Source organism: Pseudomonas sp. PS02290 (genome assembly GCF_029960075.1).
Taxonomy (GTDB): Bacteria; Pseudomonadota; Gammaproteobacteria; order Pseudomonadales; family Pseudomonadaceae; genus Aquipseudomonas.
The window spans coordinates 1-3,058 of record NZ_JASCOY010000198.1 but is presented as its reverse complement, the minus strand read 5'-3'; the positions used below and the strand labels follow the sequence as shown (position 1 = coordinate 3,058).

2 protein-coding genes are annotated in these 3,058 nt (G+C 61.3%); both read left to right on the top strand.

Annotation, left to right across the window (positions count from 1 at the left end; translation table 11 throughout):
- Positions 1-88 precede the first annotated feature (88 nt).
- Positions 89-1,405 carry an iron uptake transporter deferrochelatase/peroxidase subunit gene (gene efeB / locus QMX88_RS29120; RefSeq protein ID WP_282373713.1) on the top strand — a complete coding sequence of 439 codons (1,317 nt, stop codon included), beginning with the start codon at positions 89-91 and terminating at the stop codon, positions 1,403-1,405.
- Positions 1,406-1,432: 27 nt separating this feature from the next.
- Positions 1,433-2,257, top strand: coding sequence for an iron uptake system protein EfeO (gene efeO, locus QMX88_RS29115; RefSeq protein WP_192175100.1), 825 nt, complete (start codon positions 1,433-1,435; stop codon positions 2,255-2,257).
- Positions 2,258-3,058: the final 801 nt, after the last annotated feature.

The following is a 3,058-nucleotide window of genomic DNA, read 5'->3' as shown; positions in this document are numbered from 1 at the left end:
CGGGGGGGGGGGGGGGGGGGGGGGCGCCCGCGGGGGGCCCCCCCCCCCCCCCCCCCGGCCCTGAAACCAGAGCGAAGACAGCATTCACATGAAAGACTCCGATTCAAAAAACGCGCCGATCTCCACTGACCGTCGCCGCGTCCTGCTGGGCCTTGGCGCTGCAGGCGCAGCGGTGGCCGGTGCCAGCCTGACCGGCAACGCGTTCGCCGCCACCGCGCCGGCGCAGGTCACCGAAGCACCGAAAAGCGAAAAAACCCAGGACCACAACGCGTTCCACGGCCCGCATCAGAGCGGCATCGTCACCCCGCGCCCAACCGCCGGGATGATGGTTTCGTTCGATGTATTGGCCCAGGATCGTGAAGACCTTGAGCGCATGTTCCGTACGTTGAACGAGCGCATTGCGTTTCTGATGACCGGCGGCCCTGTGCCCCAGGTCGACCCGAAACTGCCGCCACTGGATTCCGGCATCCTCGGCCCGGTGGTCACGCCGGACAACCTCACCATCACCGTGTCGGTGGGTGACTCGCTGTTCGACGACCGCTTTGGTCTGGAACCCGTCAAGCCCAAGCGTCTGCAGCGCATGGTCGGTTTCCCCAACGACGCGCTGGAAGCCGATTGCTGCCACGGCGACTTGAGCATTCAGTTCTGCTCAAACGCCCCGGACAGCAACATTCACGCCCTGCGCGACATCGTGAAAAACCTGCCGGACCTGCTGCTGGTGCGCTGGAAACAGGAAGGCAGCGTGCCCGCGCAAGCCCCGCTGAAACCGGGTCAGCCGCCAGAAAGCGCGCGCAACTTCCTGGGCTTCCGCGACGGCTCGGCCAACCCCGATTCGAACAACCAGAAGACCATGAACGAGCTGGTCTGGGTGCAACCGGGCAGCGACGAACCGGCCTGGGCCGCCAACGGCAGCTATCAGGCGGTGCGCATCATCCGCAACTTCGTCGAGCGCTGGGACCGTACCCCGCTGCAGGAGCAGGAGTCGATCATCGGCCGGGTCAAAACCACCGGCGCGCCGATGCATGGCAAGACCGAAACCGACGTCCCGGATTTCCAGAACGATCCGGAAGGCAAGATCACCAAGCTGGACTCCCACATCCGCCTGGCCAACCCGCGCACGGCCGAAACCCAGCGCAACCTGATCCTGCGTCGCCCGTTCAACTACTCGAACGGCGTGAACAAGAACGGTCAGCTGGACATGGGTCTGCTGTTCATCTGCTATCAGGCGGACCTGGAGAAAGGCTTCATTACTGTGCAGACACGCCTCAACGGCGAGCCGCTTGAGGAGTACCTCAAGCCGGTGGGCGGCGGGTATTTCTTCACCCTGCCGGGCGTGGTCGACAGCAACGATTTCATTGGCCGGTCCTTGCTGGCCGCCTCTGCCCACACAACAAAAACTGCCTGACAACCCTTACCTCACAGGAAGAGCTCTATGAAAAAGTCGCCCCTCGCTTTGTTGCTGACCTTTGGCCTGTTGCAGACATCGATGTCCGCGTTCGCCGCCACCGCGCCGCTGGATCTGGTCACGCCGGTTTCGGATTACAAGATCTACGTGACCGAGAACGTCGACACCCTGGCCGCCGACACGCAGAAGTTCACCGACGCGATCAAGAAGGGCGACCTGGCGACGGCGAAAAAGCTGTTCCCGACCACGCGTTTGTCCTATGAGTCGATCGAGCCGATCGCCGAACTGTTCAGCGACCTGGACGCGTCGATCGACTCCCGCGAAGACGATCACGAAAACGGCGTGAAAGCCGACGACTTCACTGGCTTCCACCGTCTGGAATATGCGTTGTTCTCGCAGAACACCACCAAGGATCAGGGCGTATTCGCGGACAAGCTGCTGGCTGACGTGAAAGAGCTGCAGTCGCGTATCGCTGGCATCACCTTCCCGCCAGAGAAAGTCGTGGGCGGTGCTGCTGCGCTGATGGAAGAAGTGGCGGCGACTAAGCTGTCGGGCGAGGAAGATCGTTACAGCCATACCGATCTGTATGACTTCCAGGGCAACGTTGACGGTTCGAAGAAGATCGTTGATCTGTTCAAGCCGCAGCTGGAGCAGTCGGACAAGGCGTTCGTGGCGAAGGTGGAGAAGAACTTTGCGACCGTGGACAAGATCCTGGCGAAGTACAAGACCAAGGACGGTGGCTATGAGACGTACGATAAGGTGAAGGAGCAGGATCGCAAGGCGTTGGCAGGTCCGGTCAATACGTTGGCTGAAGATCTGTCGCAGATGCGCGGGAAATTGGGTCTGAACTGATTCGTCAGGTACTCAAGAGCCCGCTTGCCGAGAGATCGGCAGGCGGGCTTTTTCATGGGCACGCCGGCTGTTGGATGGCGCTCTATCCATTATTTGTGTGTACGTGAATTAGGGTTCCGCCCTTACGGCGGGTCACTTTTTCCAACAGCCGAAAAAGTAACCAAAAAGGCCGTGCTCCTGGTTTGGCCCCTCCTCCGTCGGGGTTCCTTCACTCCGGTCCCGCTCCGTGGGGCCCGCGCCGAACGGACATCCATGTCCTGACGGCGCTCTCGCCGCATCCATGCGGCTCGGCCCACTCCGCGAAACCTGCGTTCAGCCTGCACCCAAGTCGCGATTGGCGGTGTTTGAGCTTTTTGTGTCCGAAGATCAAAAGCAGATCAAGGGCTTCCCGGCTGAAGCCGGTCCTACGGTGACCGCGGTGTTTGTAGGACTTGCTTTAGCCGGGAAGAGGCCGGATTGTTCGCTATCAGTTTGCGGCGTGACGATCGACGCCTTCCCTGCTGAAGCAGGTCCTACAGGACACCGCGTGCATTCAGTGGGACCGGCTTCAGCCGGGAATGGACGCGGAGCGTCCTGGGATGCATGCCCACGCGGAGCAAGGGCACGATCAGCAAAGCAGGTCCCACGGGGTGTACGCGGTGCTTTCAGTGAGACCGGCTTTAGCCGGGAAGAGGCCAGCTCAGGCGCCAACAATTTTGCTGATCGCACCCATCCTGTGGGAGCGAGCTTGCTCGCGAATGCTGCATTCCAAACACCAATTATTCGGCGGATGTACCAATGCCTTCGCGAGCAAGCTCGCTC